We start from the raw sequence: 15,940 nt of genomic DNA, 5'->3' as shown, positions 1-15,940 counted from the left end.
CCTCAACCGGAGGAATTTGTAATGCACGCCAAACTACCCAGCCCGATCGACGTCCATGTCGGCGCACAAATCAGAATGCGCCGCAAGTCGCTCGGCATGAGCCAGAGTGCGCTGGCCGGGCGATTGGGCATCACCTTCCAGCAGGTCCAGAAGTATGAAAAGGGCGCCAATCGTGTCGGCGCGTCCCGTCTGCAGGCCATTGCGTCGATTCTCGGCGTTGAGGTCAGCTCCCTGTTCGCCAATGCCACGCCCGATGGCGACCCGGCCAATCCGGCCCTTGGCACGATCAATGCCATGCAGACCTTCGTGGCCTCGAATGAAGGCTTTTCGCTCAACCAAGCCTTTTCGCGCATCAAGAGCGCCGCCGTGCGCAGAAGCATCGTCGCTCTCGTGACATCGCTCGCCGCCACTGAAGCGGCGGAAAATGCCGCCGCGCCGGCGGACAAAAACGACGATTGACGCAGGTGTGACGCTCGCGTGACGCTCGATGTGGTCGAAAATGAACAACGCAACATTATCGCGTTTTCATACTGTCGACTGTCGAGAGGGAATCATGGCGGCGTCTACCACAGCTATACTTGAACAGGACAATGCAGACGAGATTCTGGCGCTCGGGCGGATGGTTTCCTATCTTTGCCAGCGCTCGAAATCTCTGGAACTGGGCATGTCGACCTATTTCCTGGAAATGGCATTGTTGTCGCTGGCCCAGGACATCAATCAGCAGGGTCTGCCGCCGGTAAGCGCAGAGCTGAATGTCGGCGCCTTCGCTCAGGCCGATCTGCATTGAGCGCTTCCGCAACGGCGTAAATCCGCCGGGATTGAGCGTTTCCACACCGATCTCCAGTCGTAGGCCCGGAAACGTTCTCTCTGCCTGTCCGGCTGGCTCCATCCTTCCGGAGAGGCATTCATATGCCCTCCCCCACATTTTCCCGGCGGAAGCCATGATGGAGGCCCGGTTCTCGCCGGGCCTCCATTCATATCAGAGCACCGCGCGGCGAAGCTCGGCAGCGGCGGCGACCATGTTGACCAGTGCCGGCCTGACCTCTTCCCATTTACGGGTCTTCAGGCCGCAATCCGGATTGATCCAGAGCTGCCGGTCGTCAAGCCGCTCTCGCGCCAGCGCCAGAAGATCGACCATTTCTCCAACCGCCGGCACACGGGGCGAGTGAATGTCGTAAACGCCGGGACCGATCTGGTTCGGGTATTTGTAGGTCCGAAACGCATCCAGCAATTCCATCTTCGAACGCGAGGTCTCGATGGAGATCACGTCGGCGTCCATAGCAGCAATGGCATCGATGATCTGGTTGAATTCGGAATAGCACATATGGGTGTGAACCTGTGTGCGGTCGCCCACACCGCTGGAGCAAATGCGGAAGCATTCCACCGCCCAGCCGAGATAATCCTGCCAGTCCCGGTGCCGAAGCGGCAGTCCTTCACGAAGAGCTGCCTCATCGATCTGGATCATCTGCGCACCGGCCGCTTCGAGATCATTGACCTCGTCGCGGATGGCGAGCGCGATCTGGCGGCATGTCAGGCTTCTGGCGATATCGTCGCGGACGAAGGACCAGTTGAGGATCGTCACCGGCCCGGTCAGCATGCCCTTGACAGGCTTGTCAGTGAGCGACTGGGAATATTCCCACCAGCGAACCGTCATCGCTTTTGGGCGCGACACATCGCCGAAGATGACGGGCGGACGCACATAACGCGAGCCGTAACTCTGCACCCATGCATGCTGGGTGAAGGCGAAGCCAGAAAGCTGTTCACCGAAATATTGCACCATGTCATTGCGCTCGAACTCGCCATGCACGAGAACGTCGAGACCGATTTCCTCCTGCCAGCGAATGGTCGCTTCGGTTTCCTTCTGCAGGAATTTTTCATATTGCGCATCCGTCAGAGCGCCCTTCGAATGTGCCGATCTGGCCTTGCGCACCTCCGGCGTCTGCGGGAAGGAGCCGATGGTCGTCGTCGGAAAAAGCGGCAGCGCAATGGCCTGCGACTGCACTTTCTGCCGCTCGGCAAACGGGCTCACCCGCTTCCTGTCGGCCTCGCCAATCGTCGCGATACGCTTCTGCACGGCGGCGTCCGTTACCTTCGGCGAGGATGCACGCGCGGCAACGGCCTTGGAGGCAGCCTCCAGTTCCGTCGCGACAGCAGCCTTGCCCTCACCGAGGGCCCTGCCAAGCGTGGCAAGCTCGCCGAGCTTCTGGGTGGCGAAGGAAAGCCAGCTTTTCAGATCGGCATCGAGGCCGGTTTCCAGTTCGAGATCGACCGGGACATGCAGCAGCGAGCAGGACGGCGCGATCTGAAACGCCGCCGCACCGCGTGCCGCGATCACCGGTTCCAATCGGGTAATGATTGCAGCGAGATCAGCGCGCCAGATGTTGCGGCCGTCGATGACACCCAGCGACAGGACGCGATTTTCCGGCAACGCCTTCAACACCGTCTCCAGCGCATCGGGTGCTCGCACCAGATCGACATGAAGGCCCGCGACCGGAAGCGCTGCGACGGCTTCGAGATTGTCCTCAAGCCCACCGAAATAGGTGGCGAGCAGGATTTTCAAATCCGGCGCGGCCTTCGACAAAGCCCGATAGGCTATAGCCAGCGCGTGCCGCTCCCCCTCGGAAAGATCGAGCACGGCGACCGGCTCGTCGATCTGCACCCAGTCCGCACCGGCCGCGCGCAGGCATCGCAGCAGCTCTTCATAGACGGGCAGCAACCTTGCCAGCAGATCGAGAGGCTTGAAGGCTGCCTCGCGCGCCTTGGCAAGCTTCAGGAACGTGACCGGGCCGAGAATGACCGGACGCGTATGGATGCCGAGCGCCTTCGCCTCAAGGAAGTGGTCGACCGGCTTTTGCGAGGTGAGCACGAAATGCTGATCCTCTGAAACCTCCGGCACCATGTAGTGATAGTTGGTGTCGAACCATTTGGTCATTTCCAGCGCCGGAACGCCCTGACCATGATGCGAGTGTCCTTCATGCCCATGGCCGCAGCCTGCATGCGCTTCGCTCTGGCTGCCGCGCGCCATGGCGAAATAGGTGGAGAGGGCAACATCTCCACCCGCCCATCCATAGAGGGATGGAATGGCGCCCACCATCACGGCGGTATCGAGAACGTGATCGTAAAGGGAGAAATCGTTGGACGGGATATGGGCAATCCCCTTCTCAAGCTGGAGCGCCCAGTTTTCGGCACGCAGCCGGGCGGCGGTTTCGAGCAGTTCCGTCTCGGAAATCTTGCTGGACCAGAAGCCTTCAAGCGCGAACTTCAGTTCACGATGGCGTCCGATCCTCGGAAAACCGAGCGATGCGACTGGAATGGTCTTGTCTGGCATTGTCATACCCCATTTGGTTGTGGGGGCATGGGTAAAGCGGACGCGTGCAGGCCCGGCCTGTGCCGGACCATTGCAGCAACCACCGGGACACCCCGCCCGTGGACGTTATTTTGTCCTGGCAGGTCTCCTGGCTTACGGGTCGTCGCCTTTGTCCGTCTTCCCGGGGGTTACCCCAGTGACGTGTTGGACAAAGGCTCGCCGCTTACAGTTGCGGGGGCAGCTCCGGTCTTGCCGATCGTCGGCGCACCGGATTCCCTCTTAGCTCCGGGATCGAACAAACGAGCCCGGAGAACCATGACACCCGCATTTCTCACCACGGGCGTCACGATGTCAATAGACATAAAGAAATCTTTATATCTTTATTTCACTAAATTCAGAGAGCGACCGCACCCGGCCCCGGCACCGCACCGGGCGGCACTTTGCCCAGAATGATCATGCCAAGCACCTCGTCCTTGGTGACATCCTGCGTGCGGGCATGGCCCACCACCTTGCCGTTCTTCATCACGAAGACCCGGTCGGCCAGATCGAAGACATCGTGAATATCGTGACTGATGAGGAAGATGCCGATGCCCTGCCGTTTCAGCTCCTTGACGAGATCGCCCACCTGCGCCGTTTCCTGCGGCCCGAGTGCGGCCGTCGGCTCGTCCATGATGAGGATGCGGGCATCGAACAGAATGGCGCGGGCGATGGCGACGGATTGCCGCTGGCCGCCGGACAACGCCTTCACCGGCTCCTTGAACCGCCGGAAATTGGGGTTGAGACGCCCCATGACCTCGCGGGCCGAGGCTTCCATGGCGACATCGTCAAGCGTGCCCCATTTCGTCTTCAGCTCGCGGCCGAGATAAAGATTGGCCGCCGCATCGACATTATCGGCCACGGCCAGTGTCTGGTAGATGGTTTCGATGCCGTATTTCTTGGCATCGCGTGGATTGCGGATATCGGCGTCCTCGCCATTGATGAGAATATCGCCGCCATCGCGCCGATAGGCGCCGGAGAGGATTTTGATAAGGGTCGATTTGCCCGCGCCGTTGTGGCCGAGAAGGGCGACCACCTCACCGGGGAAAAGATCGACAGAGGCGTTTTCCACCGCATGGATACCGCCGAAGGAAATGGAAATATTGCGCATTTCCACGAGGGGCGTGACTTGGTCCGTCATAGGAGTTCTCCTCGGTTCTTACTTGGCGCGGGCGCGGTAGATGGTGTCGAGCCAGACGGCGACGACCAGAACCACACCGACAACGATGCGCTGGAAGGGCGTATCGATGCCCACCAGCACCATGCCGGATTGCAGCGACTGCATGACGAGCGCGCCGAGCATCGCGCCCGCTATGGTTCCGACACCGCCGGCAAGCGAGGTGCCGCCGATGACGGCCGCCGCGATGGTGTAAAGCTCGTCCAGCTCGCCCTGGGCATTGGTGGCCGCGTTGAGGCGGGCGGTGGAGATGGCTGCGGCGATGGCGCACAGAACACCCATCAGCGTGAAGATTTTGACTGTCACCCAGCGGGTCTTGATGCCGGCGAGTTCGGCCGCTTCCGGATTGCCGCCGATGGCGAAGACATAACGGCCGAAACGCAGCCTTGTGGCGATGAAAGTCATGACCGCACCGACGGCGAGCGCCATCAGCACCGGAATGGCGATGCCGTGCGAAATGAACAGACCGCCTTCAGGCCAGGCGATGCCATTGGCGTCGGCATAGTTGCGGGCGATGTTGACCGGCCATGGATAGCTGTTGACCACCGCCACGAAACCGATGACGACAAGGCAGCCCAGCGCGGCCAGAAAATATTCCGCCCAGACGGGCCGCAACGGAAAGCCGAAACGGCGGCGCTGATGACGGGAGTTCAGGATGGCCGCAATGATGGCGACGCAGGCGATGACGGCGGCGATCCAGCTCCATGTCGCGCCGATCGAACCGCTGGTGCCGCCGCCCATCAGGCGGAAGGTGGAATCCATCGGCGCCACGGTGCGGCCGCTGGTGATGAACCAGGTGCCGCCGCGCCAAACGAGCAGGCCGCCCAGCGTGACGATGAAGGACGGCACGTTGAGAAAGGCGATGATGGAGCCCTGCAACATGCCGATGGCGCCGCCGACGAAAATGCCGACCAGAAGCGTGACGATCCACGTGGCCCAATGTTCGAAGCCGAGGATCTGCGGCAGGATTTCCGCCTGCATGACACCCATGATCATGCCGGAAAAACCGAGGATCGAGCCGACAGACAGGTCGATATTGCGGGTGACGATGACGAGCACCATGCCGGTTGCCATGACAGCCACGGAGGCGGTCTGCACGGAAAGGTTCCAGAGGTTTCGCGGCGTCAGGAACAGCCCGCCGGACAGGATATGAAATCCGATCCAGATCAGGAGAAGCGCGCCGACCATGCCGAGCAGTCTGGTATCCAGCTCGGTGGCGTTGATGAAGCGCGTTATCGAGCCTGTTTTTTCCGTCTTTTGCGACGCTGTAGTATTGGACTGGGTCATATCGGCCATGAACTGCCGGTGCTCCTCACATCTTAGAGCGTTTTCGCTTTTTTCTGGCGCATTTCCGGGTGGAAAACCGGGGCCTACTTTTCCTGGAAATGCTATAAAAGGCGCCGCGCCATGAGCCATGGCGCAGCGCCCGAACCGGGACCTATTCGATCAATCGCAGGCTTTGACCGTTTTAGCCTTCACGCCCTGGCAGGCCGTTTCCTTCTTGATCCAGCCGGCGTCGATGACGACGTTCAGATTGTCCTTCGTGATGGCGATAGGCTTGAGGAAGACCGACTGCATCTTCACTTTTTTCGGACCGCCTTCAAAGGTGGAGACACCCTTGATCTCGGTCATCTTCTTGCCGCCGGCCAGTTCCAGCGCGATGCCGGCTGCTTCCTTGCCGAGTTCACGGCTGTCCTTCCAGACCGACACCGTCTGCGTGCCGAGCGCGACGCGGTTCAGCGCGGCGAAATCGGCATCCTGACCGGAAACGGGAACCGAACCGGCCATGCCCTGCGCGGCGAGAGCGGCGATTGCACCGCCAGCCGTGCCGTCATTCGAGGCGACGACCGCATCGACCTTGTTGTTATTCTTGGTCAGGAACTGTTCCATGTTCTTCTGGGCATTTTCCGGCTTCCAGCCATCGGTATAGGCTTCGCCGACATTCTTGATCTTGCCGCCGTCAATGGCCGCCTTCAGCACTTCCTGCTGACCGGCGAACAGGAAGTCCGCATTCGGGTCGGAAGAAGAGCCCTTGATGAAGACATAATTGCCTTCCGGCTTCACCTTGAAGACTTCGGCAGCCTGCAGACGGCCGACTTCCTTGTTGTCGAAGGTGATGTAGAAGGCGTTCTGGTTTTCGATCAGGCGGTCATAACCCACGACCGGAATGCCCTCGGCAACGGCCTTTTCAACGGCCGGACCGATCGCGTCGCTGTCCTGCGCCAGAATGATCAGCGCGTTGGCGCCCTGCGAGATCAGCGATTCCACGTCGGTCAGCTGCTTCGCGGCGGATGATTGCGCATCGGCGGAGATGTATTTCGCGCCGGCCTTGTCGAGCGCCGCCTTGATGGCCGCCTCATCCGTTTTCCAGCGTTCTTCCTGGAAATTCGACCAGGAAACGCCGACGACGAGATCGGCCGCAATAGCCGCGGTATGCAGGGAAACGAGTACGGCTGTACCCGCCAAAAGCTTGGCAAAAGAATTCATGATGTCCTCCCGGTAAGGGCGAAGCCCCGCACCTCCATGCAGGAAAAACGCCCGGAAAAAGCTGCCGGTCTCTGTGGTTTCACAATTTTCTCGACAGTCGAGAAAATTAATGTCAGAGATTCCCCATGCTGTCAACAACGGCTGCGGGCAGCATCCGGGTGCCTTGATCTTCGCTCTGGCATGCGCCATCAGAGTGGATCAGCACGACAGGAAAAAGGCCGTTCAGGGAGCATGCCCCAGCCCATGTCCGCCATTGCAAGTACGGAACTGGTGCGCCAGAAAAACAGCCTGTCGGTGATGGCGGCGCTGCGCCTGCACGGCAGCCTTTCCCATACCGACATGTCGTCTTTCACCGGGCTTGCCTCCGCAACCGTCTCCGCCATCACCACCGAGCTTGAGCGGGCCGGGCTCATTCTGCGGAAGGAGCAACTCGCCACCGCCGGCCGCGGCCGGCCACGCATTCTCTTCGGCCCGCGCGGCGCTTTCTGCCATGTCGCCATCGTCATCATCTCTTCCGACAGCGTGCAATATTCGCTGGTCGATTATGCCGGCAAGCTGGTGGACCGCTTCACCGAACAGAGGATTGCGGCTGAGAAAGGCACATTCGGCGGCGCGATCCTCGCCGGTCTCGCAAGACTTGCCGATCGCTCGCGCATCGACCGGCACGATATCCTCCAGGTCTCGATCAGCAGCAAGGGGCTGGTGGATGCGGCCACGGCAACGCTTGTCTGGTCGCCGGTTCTCGGTGACGAAAGGATCGATTTCCAGCGGCTGGTTTCCGGGGACGACCGCATTCGCGTGACGCTGAACAACGAAACGCTGCTGGCCGCAAAAGCCATCTGGATGCGGGAGCAGGCAAAAGAAAACCCGGCGCCGGAGGCCCTCGTCACCCTGTCGCTCGGCCACAGCATCGGCCTTGGCATCGCCCGCTCGACGGGCGGCGCAATCGAGGTCAGCGCTCCCAATTTCGGCCATATGCTGCATCTGGCCGACGGCGCACTGTGCCGTTGCGGCACCAAAGGCTGCATCGAGGCCTATTCCGGGTTTTACGCCATCCTGCGCTCTGCTTTCGAAGCCCCGCCGCAGGCGGAACCGGCGAAATTCGTGCCGATCGCCGAGGTGGACAAGATCGCCGCCTCGGCCCGCACCGGCGCCCGCATGGCGCGGTTCGCCTTCCGCACCGCCGGCCTTGCGCTCGGCAACGGCCTTTCACGCCTCTTCAGCCTGCATGGCCATATGCCGGTCTTCATCACCGGCCCCGGCACCCGCTATTTCGATCTTCTGGAAAGCGGCCTGCGCGACGGTCTGGCGCAATCGCAGGCGGTGCGTTTCGGCGGCATGCCGAAAATCGCCATAGCGCCCAACGAGCCGGAACTGGTGTTCGAAGGGCATATGGAACACGCGCTTTCAGCCGCAGACGACTATATACTGAGCGCCGACGGCCCGGAGAGACCGGTGAGGAATTCCGGGAGCTGACGGGGCAACCGGCGGATTTTCAGGCCCGCTCCGCCAGGGCCTCGGCCTTTTGCCCGCCACCCATCAGCACAGCCACGAAGTCATCGAGACCGGCAGCCTCGTCCTTGTTCAGGCGCAGGCCCTGTTTCGTGCGCCGCCAGAGAATGTCCTCGGCCGCGCAGGCCCATTCGTGCTCAACCAGCCAGCGCACCTCGCATTCATAAAGCGTGCCGCCGAAATGCCGGCCGAGGCCGGAGACATCGGTGGCGCTGCCCAACAGTTCCGCCGCCTTGGTACCGTAGTTTCTGACAAGTCGCTCGGCATGGCGTCCGTCAAGGAAGGGATAACGGGAGACGAGCGCCCGCACCTGCGCATCATATCTCTCAGCGCCGAAATCGCCGCCCGGCAGGTGGGAGCCCGCCGTCCACGGCTTGCCCTTTTCACCAATCGCCGCACCGATCTTTTCCAGCGCATGTTCCGCCAGCCGCCGATAGGTGGTGAGCTTGCCGCCGAAAATATTGAGGAGGGGAGCTTTCCCCTCGCCCTCTTCAACCTTCAGCACATAATCGCGCGTCGCCTCCTGCGCTTTCGATGCACCGTCATCGAAGAGGGGCCGCACGCCGGAATAGGTCCAGACGATATCTTCCGGCCGAACCGGCTCACTGAAGTAGTCACTGGCTGCGTTGCAGAGATAGGAAATCTCGTCTTCGGAGATGCGAACGCTGGCCGGATCGCCCTTGTAATCGCGGTCCGTGGTGCCGATCAGCGTGAAATCGCGCTCATAGGGAATGGCGAAGATGATGCGGTTATCCGGGTTCTGGAAGAAATAGGCGCGCGGATCGGAAAACTTCTTGCGCACGATGATATGGCTGCCCTGAACGAGCCGAACATTGTGCACGTCGTTGCGACCGAAGACGCCGGAAAGCACCTTGTCCACCCAGGGGCCGGCGGCATTCACCAGCATGCGCGCCTTGTGCGTGGCCGCCCGTCCGGTTTTTTCGTCCAGCGTCTCGATGAGCCACAGCTCGCCTTCACGCCGTGCGGAAACGACCCGCGTGCGGTTCATGATCGTCGCGCCGCGATTGGCCGCATCGCGCGCGTTGAGGACCACGAAACGGGCGTCATCCACCCAGCCGTCGGAATATTCGAAAGCCCTGGCGAAAGCCGGCTTCAGCGGCTTGCCCGCCGGGTCCTTGCGAAGATCGAGCGTGCGGGTTGCCGGCAAAAGCTTGCGACCGCCGAGATTGTCATAAAGAAACAGACCGAGCCGGACCATCCAGGCCGGGCGCACGCCGCCTTTCTGGATGGGCAGGACGAAACGCATGGGCCAGATGACATGAGGGGCCATGGCCCAGAGGATTTCCCGCTCCATCAGCGCTTCGCGCACCAGACGAAACTCGTAATGTTCGAGATACCGCAGGCCGCCATGGATAAGCTTTGTGGCGGCTGAAGACGTGCCGGAAGCGAAATCGCCCTTTTCCGCAAGCGCCACGGAATAGCCCCTGCCCACGGCATCGCGGGCAATGCCGCAGCCATTGATGCCGCCACCGATGACAAAAAGATCGAAAATATTCTCGCCGGACATAGAGCCTCCACGACAGCGTAAGGGGATCGCACCCCCATCGTTGAAAGACAATTGCCATAAAAACGAAAACAAAACGAATGTCAAAAGAAAACAAACGAAACACGTCCCGGCAAAGGCGAACGGCCGCTGCGCGCCGTCCACCGTATGGCCAGCCTCTTACGGGGTCTGTGTTTCAGCCGTATGTCTTAGAAACCTGCTCAAGCTCATAGAGCACGCCGCCCATATCCTTCGGATGCAGGAAAAGAACGGGATTGCCATGCGCGCCGATCTTCGGCTCGCCGTCCCCCAGAATTCGAACGCCCTTTTTGACGAGATCGTCGCGCGCCGCGACAATGTCAGGCACTTCAAAGCAGAGATGATGCGTGCCGCCGCCCGGATTTCTCTCGAGAAAAGCGGCAATCGGCGAATTTTCGCCAAGCGGATAAAGAAGCTCGATCTTGGTATTGTCAGCCTGAATGAAAACCACCGTCACGCCGTGTTCGGGTAGCGATTGCGGTTCCGAGACATCTGCGCCCAACAGCCTGTAGCGGGCAATTGCGGCATTAAGATCGGGCACCGCGATGGCGACGTGATTCAATCTTCCGAACATGGCCGTCTTTCCCTCACGCGTTGCGCCTGACGCCTTCGAGCAGGTCGAGCACCTTGTTCGCAGCATCCATGACATTGGTGCCGGGGCCGAAAATCGCCGAGACACCGTGGTCGAGCAGGAACTGATAATCCTGCCGCGGAATGACGCCGCCGACCACGACGATGATGTCTTCCGCGCCCTTCTGTTTCAGCGCCTCGACCAGTTGCGGCGCAAGTGTCTTGTGCCCGGCGGCGAGTGACGACATGCCGACCACATGCACCCTGTTCTGGACGGCGAGATCGGCCGCTTCAACGGGTGTCTGAAACAGGGGGCCGGCCAGCACATCGAAACCGATATCGCCGAAGGCAGAGGCAATGACCTTCGCGCCGCGATCATGCCCGTCCTGCCCGAGCTTGGCGACCATGATGCGCGGCTTGGTGCCGATCCTCTCAGCCACACCGGAAAGCCGGGCGGCGAGCGTGGCAAGTTCCGGCTCGTCCTTATAGGCCTCGCCGTAAATATCGCTCACCACCTCCGGCACGGCGGCATGGTCACCGAAGGCCGCACGCAGCGCATCGGAAATCTCTCCCACCGTGGCGCGGGCGCGGGCGGCGACAACGGCGGCTTCGAGAATATTGCCCTTGCCGCTGCGGGCGATCTCGGAAAGTGCCGCCAAGGCGGAGGTCACGTCCTTGCCATCGCGGCGGCGGCGCGTTTCTTCGATGCGGCGGATTTGCGCGGCGCGAACGGCGGCGTTGTCGATATCGAGAACATCGATATCCTCTTCATTTTCGAGACGATAACGGTTGACGCCAACGATAACCTCTTCGCCCTTGTCCACCGCCGCTTGCCGGCGCGTTGCGGCCTCTTCGATCAGCCGTTTTGGCAGGCCTTCCGCAACGGCCTTGGTCATGCCGCCAAGCGCCTCGACCTCCTCGATCAGCGCCCAGGCCTTCTCTGCCAGTTCGTCCGTCAGGCTCTCGACATAATAGGAGCCGGCCAGCGGATCGACCACTTTGGTGACCCCGGTTTCATGCTGGAGGATAAGCTGGGTATTGCGGGCGATGCGGGCGGAAAACTCCGTCGGCAGGGCAATCGCCTCATCGAAGGAATTGGTATGCAGCGACTGCGTGCCGCCGAGCACGGCGGACATGGCCTCGAAAGCGGTGCGGACGATATTGTTATAAGGGTCCTGCTCCTGAAGCGAGACACCCGAGGTCTGGCAATGGGTGCGCAGCATCAGCGACGACGCCTTCTGCGGCTTGAACTCCTCCATGATGCGCGACCAGAGCAGGCGCGCGGCGCGCAGCTTGGCAGCCTCCATGAAGAAATTCATGCCGATGGCGAAAAAGAACGACAGGCGACCGGCGAAATCATCGACATTCAGTCCCTTGGCCAGTGCCGCCCGCACATATTCGCGGCCATCCGCCAGCGTGAAGGCCAGCTCCTGCGTAAGCGTCGCGCCCGCTTCCTGCATGTGATAGCCGGAAATGGAGATGGAGTTGAATTTCGGCATCTCCTTCGCCGTATATTCGATGATGTCGGCAATGATCCGCATCGAGGGTTCCGGCGGATAGATATAGGTATTGCGGACCATGAACTCCTTGAGGATATCGTTCTGGATGGTGCCGGAAAGGGCGGCGCGGGGCACACCCTGCTCTTCCCCCGCAACAATGAAACTGGCGAGCACCGGAATGACCGCGCCATTCATGGTCATCGACACCGAGACTTTTTCGAGCGGAATGCCATCGAACAGGATTTTCATGTCCTCGACGCTGTCGATCGCTACGCCCGCCTTGCCGACATCGCCCTCCACACGCGGATGATCGCTGTCATAACCGCGATGGGTGGCGAGATCGAAGGCCACGGAAACACCCTGCTGACCGGCGGCGAGCGCCTTTCGGTAAAAGGCGTTGGAGGCTTCGGCCGTGGAAAAACCGGCATATTGGCGGATGGTCCAGGGCCGCCCGGCATACATGGTGGCGCGCGGGCCGCGCGTGAATGGCGCAAAGCCCGGCAGGCTGTCGAGATGCGAAATCTTCTGAAGATCGTCAGCCGTATAGAGCGGCTTGACCTCGATGCCTTCGGGCGTGTGCCAGACGAGCGTTTCCGGTGAACGCTTCAGCTCTTTCTCGGCAAGCTGCAGCCAATCCCGCACCGTTTTTTCACCCGACATGCATCTCTCCCCTTCTGCATTTCATTTTAGCACTGTGGCCGGTGATCGTGACGAAAATCGAACGATCCGCCCGCAGGGCCGACCCCGTAAACAGCTCCGGCCCGCATGCGTTCCCGAAAAACGGCAGCGGCATCACTCGAATTCGAGGATGACTTCATCCACCGCGAGGCTGTCGCCCGGTTTTGCCGCCACTCTGGCAACGCGGCCGCGTTTTTCCGCACGCAGGATGTTTTCCATCTTCATGGCCTCCACCGTCGCCAGCGCCTGCCCGGCGTCCACCTCATCGCCCTCACCCACGGAAATACCGGTGATGACGCCCGGCATGGGGCAGAGCAGCAGTTTCGATGTATCCGGCGGCAGCTTTTCCGGCATCAGCAGCGCCAGTTCCGCCACACGCGGGCTGCGCACATGGGCACGAATATCCATGCCGCGCCAGCGCAGTCGGATCGCAGCACCTGCAAGATCGACCTTGGCGGCGATAACCTCACCTTCCACCGTGAAGAGGCCAAGGCTCTGGCCGGGAAGCCAGCCGGTATCGACGGTGAGCGCTGCCCCGTCTTCAAAACGGACCGCCGTACCATCCGTGCCGGTTTCAACGCTAACCCTGTGGCGGGATGCGCCGAACGACACTACCCAGTCCTGACCGACGATGCGGCGGTGATTGCCGATGGTGCCGGAAATTTCGACTGCGCGGCTCTGCAGCCGCTGATGGATGATGGCGGCGATGGCGGAAAGCTGGCGCGCCGTGGCCTCATCCGGCTCCACGCCGGAAAATCCTTCCGGAAATTCTTCCGCGATAAAACCCGTCGTCAGGCGGCCGGCGCGGAAACGCTCATGCTGCATGACGGCCGACAGGAAGGGCAGATTGTGGCCGATGCCCTCCACCTCGAAACGATCCAGCGCCTGCCCCATGGCGTCGATGGCGGTTTCGCGATCCTTGCCTAGAGCGCACAGCTTGGCGATCATCGGATCGTAATACATCGAGATTTCGCCGCCTTCGAAGACGCCGGTATCGTTGCGGATGACCGTTCCGTTCTCCTGCGCACCTTCCTGCGGCGGGCGATATCGCGTCAGCCTGCCAATGGAGGGAAGGAAGTTGCGGTAGGGATCTTCGGCATAAAGCCGGCTTTCGATGGCCCAGCCGTTCAGCTTCACATCCGCCTGCCCGAAGGAGAGCTTTTCACCCGATGCCACACGGATCATCTGTTCGACCAGATCGATGCCGGTGATGAGTTCCGTTACCGGATGCTCCACCTGCAGGCGGGTGTTCATTTCCAGAAAGTAGAAATTCCTCTCCCCATCGACGATGAATTCCACCGTGCCGGCCGAATGGTAACCGACCGCTCTCGCCAGCGCCACGGCCTGCTCGCCCATGGCTTTGCGGGTCGCTTCGTCCAGAAAGGGCGATGGGGCTTCCTCGATGACTTTCTGGTTACGGCGCTGGATCGAGCATTCGCGCTCACCCAGATAAAGTGTGTTGCCGTGCTTGTCGCCCAGCACCTGAATTTCAATATGGCGCGGCTGGGTGACGAATTTTTCGATGAAAATGCGGTCATCGCCAAAGGAGGATTTCGCCTCGTTTTTCGAGGACTGGAAACCCTCCCGCGCCTCGGCATCGTTGAAGGCGATGCGCATGCCCTTGCCGCCGCCGCCGGCCGATGCCTTGATCATGACGGGATAACCGATCTGCGACGCGATCCTCACCGCCTCATCCGCATCCTCGATCAGCCCCATATGGCCGGGAACGGTGGAAACACCCGCTTCCGCGGCCAGTTTCTTTGAGGTGATCTTATCGCCCATGGCCTTGATGGCGCCAACAGGCGGACCGATGAAGACGACGCCCGCCTTTTCCAGCGCCTCGGCGAAGGCAGCATTTTCCGACAGGAAGCCGTAACCGGGATGGACAGCATCCGCCCCGGTCTTCGCGATTGCCTCAAGAATCCTGTCGATGACGATATAGGACTGCGATGAGGGGGCCGGGCCGATATGAACGGCCTCATCCGCTTGTCTTACATGCAGCGCATTGGCATCCGCATCCGAATAGACCGCGACAGTGGCGATGCCCATTTTCTTCGCCGTCCTGATGACCCGGCAGGCAATCTCGCCGCGATTGGCGATGAGGATTTTCTTGATCATAGAACACCTCTTACTTCCGAATCGCTTATTTTTCTAAGCTCATCCAATTCAGACAGCAGATAAAACGACAATAAACAGATTTTTCTTCCAGATTTTACTGTGTGTCGCAAATCGTCAAATTTATCATAATCCGCCAGCTCAATATATTTTTCATAAATACCAAACAAAGCTAGATCATACACAGAGTGCATCAGTAGACGATACGAACAATACCTTAGCGTTCTCAAAGAAAAAGGTGAGAAAACATTCGATATTCCAATGTTATCAGAATCCAAAACATCATCATATTCCGGAAATAGGCTTACAAAACTTGATATAAATGAAGGATGCGCCGCAGCGGAAAGAACTTTCTCTTCCTCTTCACGATATATGTCATGATCATTGAGTTTGTCGGTCAGATATACGGGAAGGTTGTTTTTGATTAGCTTACGAGCTTTCCCTTTTGAAATGTATTTGTGCCAAGTTTTATTGGAATGCCCTACATCCTGATCCTCGATAAAGTCAGCACAGAATTCAGCACTTATAGTTGCGAGGCCCAGAGCATCCAAATTCTCTGACATCGAACGTAGAATCTGTTTTGCGGGTACATCAAGACCTTCTAAAACGAGTTTCCTGATAGCGACCAACTCAGTACAAATTCTCCATGAAATAAGATTTGCTACATTATGTTGATTATCGCGTTCAGAATTTTGTCTTCTGACCAAAAAGGCAACGGCCAAAGCCTCTGTATAGCTACTGAACCAAATTATGCAGAAATCTAAAATGAACAGATGGGCACTTGCCTTGCCCACTATGTCTTCGCGACATGGCCCAATTTTGCCTCGTAGCAAATTAGCTCTGTTTTCGGACCACAGCGCCCCATAGTTGATAGCTTCAGATTTACATGCCGCCAAGAAACGGCGCTTCAGATTTGGATCAAGCTCGGGATAATACCTATTAGTTTTCACAAAACCCTCGCAATCCCGAACCGAAACAAGGCGATCCAACGAAATGGTATCAACACCCAAAGTGCA

12 protein-coding genes and 1 riboswitch are annotated in these 15,940 nt (G+C 59.7%); of the genes, 3 read left to right on the top strand and 9 right to left on the bottom strand.

Features of this window, described 5'->3' with window-relative positions:
• Positions 1–21 precede the first annotated feature (21 nt).
• Positions 22–459, top strand: coding sequence for a helix-turn-helix domain-containing protein (locus tag ACQZ5G_RS11000; RefSeq protein ID WP_003520859.1), 438 nt, complete (start codon positions 22–24; stop codon positions 457–459).
• Positions 460–553: 94 nt separating this feature from the next.
• Entirely contained in the window at positions 554–787 is a 234-nt protein-coding gene (locus tag ACQZ5G_RS10995) for a hypothetical protein (protein WP_020811749.1), read from the top strand.
• A gap of 192 nt (positions 788–979) precedes the next feature.
• Here ACQZ5G_RS10995 and metE read toward each other — a convergent pair whose 3' ends face one another.
• The 4 genes from metE to xylF form a co-directional block, all read right to left on the bottom strand.
• Positions 980–3,328, bottom strand: a complete 2,349-nt coding sequence (gene metE / locus ACQZ5G_RS10990) for a 5-methyltetrahydropteroyltriglutamate--homocysteine S-methyltransferase (protein ID WP_448737699.1) — start codon at positions 3,326–3,328, stop codon at positions 980–982.
• 100 nt (positions 3,329–3,428) lie between these two features.
• Positions 3,429–3,640, bottom strand: a riboswitch (cobalamin riboswitch).
• 61 nt (positions 3,641–3,701) lie between these two features.
• A complete protein-coding gene (locus tag ACQZ5G_RS10985) occupies positions 3,702–4,484 on the bottom strand; it encodes an ATP-binding cassette domain-containing protein (RefSeq protein ID WP_078053354.1) in 783 nt (260 codons plus the stop codon).
• An 18-nt stretch (positions 4,485–4,502) separates the two neighbouring features.
• Positions 4,503–5,807 (bottom strand): sugar ABC transporter permease, encoded by a 1,305-nt coding sequence (locus tag ACQZ5G_RS10980; protein ID WP_448737894.1) that lies wholly within the window; start codon positions 5,805–5,807, stop codon positions 4,503–4,505.
• Between the two features lie 159 nt (positions 5,808–5,966).
• Positions 5,967–7,007 (bottom strand): D-xylose ABC transporter substrate-binding protein, encoded by a 1,041-nt coding sequence (gene xylF, locus ACQZ5G_RS10975; RefSeq protein WP_065657077.1) that lies wholly within the window; start codon positions 7,005–7,007, stop codon positions 5,967–5,969.
• A gap of 243 nt (positions 7,008–7,250) precedes the next feature.
• Here xylF and ACQZ5G_RS10970 point away from each other — a divergent pair, with 243 nt between their 5' ends.
• Positions 7,251–8,483, top strand: coding sequence for an ROK family protein (locus ACQZ5G_RS10970; RefSeq protein ID WP_448737700.1), 1,233 nt, complete (start codon positions 7,251–7,253; stop codon positions 8,481–8,483).
• Between the two features lie 19 nt (positions 8,484–8,502).
• Here the strand turns inward: ACQZ5G_RS10970 and ACQZ5G_RS10965 are convergent, their stop codons facing one another.
• The 5 genes from ACQZ5G_RS10965 to ACQZ5G_RS10945 form a co-directional block, all read right to left on the bottom strand.
• On the bottom strand, positions 8,503–10,047 hold the full coding sequence (locus ACQZ5G_RS10965) for a glycerol-3-phosphate dehydrogenase (RefSeq protein WP_448737701.1): 1,545 nt from the start codon (positions 10,045–10,047) through the stop codon (positions 8,503–8,505).
• 172 nt (positions 10,048–10,219) lie between these two features.
• On the bottom strand, positions 10,220–10,636 hold the full coding sequence (gene mce / locus ACQZ5G_RS10960) for a methylmalonyl-CoA epimerase (protein WP_448737702.1): 417 nt from the start codon (positions 10,634–10,636) through the stop codon (positions 10,220–10,222).
• 13 nt (positions 10,637–10,649) lie between these two features.
• Positions 10,650–12,791, bottom strand: a complete 2,142-nt coding sequence (gene scpA, locus ACQZ5G_RS10955; RefSeq protein ID WP_448737703.1) for a methylmalonyl-CoA mutase — start codon at positions 12,789–12,791, stop codon at positions 10,650–10,652.
• Between the two features lie 132 nt (positions 12,792–12,923).
• Positions 12,924–14,927 (bottom strand): acetyl-CoA carboxylase biotin carboxylase subunit, encoded by a 2,004-nt coding sequence (locus tag ACQZ5G_RS10950; RefSeq protein ID WP_448737704.1) that lies wholly within the window; start codon positions 14,925–14,927, stop codon positions 12,924–12,926.
• The gene (locus tag ACQZ5G_RS10945; RefSeq protein WP_448737705.1) at positions 14,924–15,934 is read right to left on the bottom strand and encodes a hypothetical protein; all 1,011 of its coding nucleotides are present in this window, start codon (positions 15,932–15,934) and stop codon (positions 14,924–14,926) included. Before ACQZ5G_RS10945 ends, ACQZ5G_RS10950 begins: the two co-directional genes overlap by 4 nt.
• Positions 15,935–15,940 lie beyond the last annotated feature (6 nt).

Source organism: Agrobacterium sp. 22-214-1 (assembly GCF_053522465.1).
Note: the sequence above shows the minus strand (reverse complement) of the source record. Positions and strands in the feature narration are given on the sequence as shown.